Source organism: bacterium (assembly GCA_009926305.1).
In the GTDB taxonomy this organism is placed as follows: Bacteria; Bdellovibrionota_C; UBA2361; order UBA2361; family RFPC01; genus RFPC01.
The window spans coordinates 1-1,799 of record RFPC01000192.1 but is presented as its reverse complement, the minus strand read 5'-3'; the positions used below and the strand labels follow the sequence as shown (position 1 = coordinate 1,799).

Genomic DNA, 1,799 nt, shown 5'->3' with positions numbered 1-1,799 from the left:
GCAATGTCAGCTTCCTCAATATCTTGAAGGCGAAACTTGCTGGCGCTGATACATTTTTCTTTCCCTCGAAAGTTCCAGATACTTAAGACGCTTTTTTCAATCGGTACTACTTGATTTGCAGGAAGGGCTTGCTGGAAACACTCATCCCTTCCACTTTTTGCTGCATCTCCTCCAGTGAATTCACACGTAAGGCACTTTGTACCAAGCTCAGGTGGAATTATCTCATTTTTTCGGTAATGCTCTGCGAAAAACCAGATACTCTCTTCGAAGGTTTTATCTTCGTGAATTCTCTCTTTCTCTTCGCCTTACTGCCTCATCAACACGAACCTTCACAAGAAGGGAAGGAAAGAGCTCTTTCTCAGTTAGAGGAACTGGAACTTCTACCGTTGTCTTACCTTCCTTATCTTTGTTCAAAACAAAGCGCTGATTGAGACCTGAGATAGGACTTCGGGAAGACTTATCGACTAAATAGAGATAGGGTACGACACGCCTATCAGGAAACACCTTTTCAACAACATATGTTTGAAAAGCCACTTCCAGTAGATACTCCCTCCACTTCCTTGATATGGAGCCGTTTTTGTTGAAAAAGAGGTCATCCTCTTGAGCATCAAAAGACTTCGCCTTGACCTCAAAGAGATGGATATCGTTCCCTTTAAACTCCAAAATATCGGCGCGAATGAAGAGCTCCTTATACTGCACCGCCGCTTCGAAGATGGCTGGTACACCTAATTGTAAAGCCTCATGGGTCTCGGCTAACGCTTCGTCGTACCCTGAAGCTGTAATATCCACTCCGCCTGGGAAGTACTTCTTTGCTAGCTCACCAACCTGAAACCCTCCATCAGCAAGTGCTTCAAGAAACGAGTCTTTGCTCTTGGAATCACCATATTCTCTTGGCTTGTTAGTATAGAAAAGCTTGGTACCGCATTCACACGCGAGCTTAAATCTTGATTTCGTTAGGTAGCGGGGTTTATTGCTTGTCATATGCAATCTTGCTCATACAATTATTGGAATTACTTTGATGCGGTATTCGCATTCAGCTTTTCTTTTTTCTCGTAAGGGCCAAAGCACTTCATTACCATATCTCGAACTATCGGCACCTAACGCCACTATAAAACATTAGCTGAATACGAACAGTCCATAACTACAGTTCATTTTTGGCAACCAGCTTCAAAAGCGCAGCGTTCAAGTGTGAGCTCCTCCTTAACCAATGTTTTCAGGGCACTGATGCTATCTGCCTAAGTATCTTGATCGAGCTCTTAGAGCTTATCACAATATCCCCTCCAACTTTCTTCGTCCCTTAAGGCGAAAAGAGGATTGCCGCATCTCATAAGGCTCTTCCACCACTTCTAAAATAGAGCCGTCAGTGCCAATAATGCAGTGTCGATTCCATGCCTCCGCAAAACAGTATTCCTTTATAGGCCCCCAGTTGCGGCACTCTCCATTGTGCTCTTTATAGTGCTGTTCACAGGTTATCCCAGCTCGAATTCTTGCCTCTGTTACCCCTTCATGCCTATAGCTTTCCCAAGAAACGATTCGAAATCTTCCTTTAGTAAGGCCCTCAACAAAAATCTGGTTTGGACGTGAAGCCACAGGAATGACAAAAAGGATGGGTTCGAAATGTACAGCGTTCTCTTCAGCCTTTTGCCACATAAGTGCTTTTCGCTCCGTGGCTCGGAGTTCACTTGTGTCCTCCAGCGCCTTTTGAATACCTTCCGTTGCACCAGTGGCTTCGGCAAAGTCCTGGAGAAAACCCATATGTCCCTCAGCTTCTGCAATCCATCGATTGAGCCGCTTTGCTG

Annotated in this window: 2 protein-coding genes; both read right to left on the bottom strand. The window is 44.8% G+C overall.

What is annotated here, in order from left to right; translation table 11 throughout:
* Positions 1-273: 273 nt before the first annotated feature.
* Complete coding sequence (locus EBR25_13645) at positions 274-981, bottom strand: hypothetical protein (GenBank protein NBW42026.1); 708 nt, start codon at positions 979-981, stop codon at positions 274-276.
* A 285-nt stretch (positions 982-1,266) separates the two neighbouring features.
* Positions 1,267-1,799: hypothetical protein (locus tag EBR25_13640; protein NBW42025.1), on the bottom strand; the 533-nt coding region annotated here is incomplete at its 5' end.

Bases quoted from the DNA above. Each gene is read 5' to 3' on its own strand.
- EBR25_13645 (NBW42026.1), bottom strand. From the start codon at position 981: ATGACAAGCAATAAACCCCGCTACCTAACGAAATCAAGATTTAAGCTC.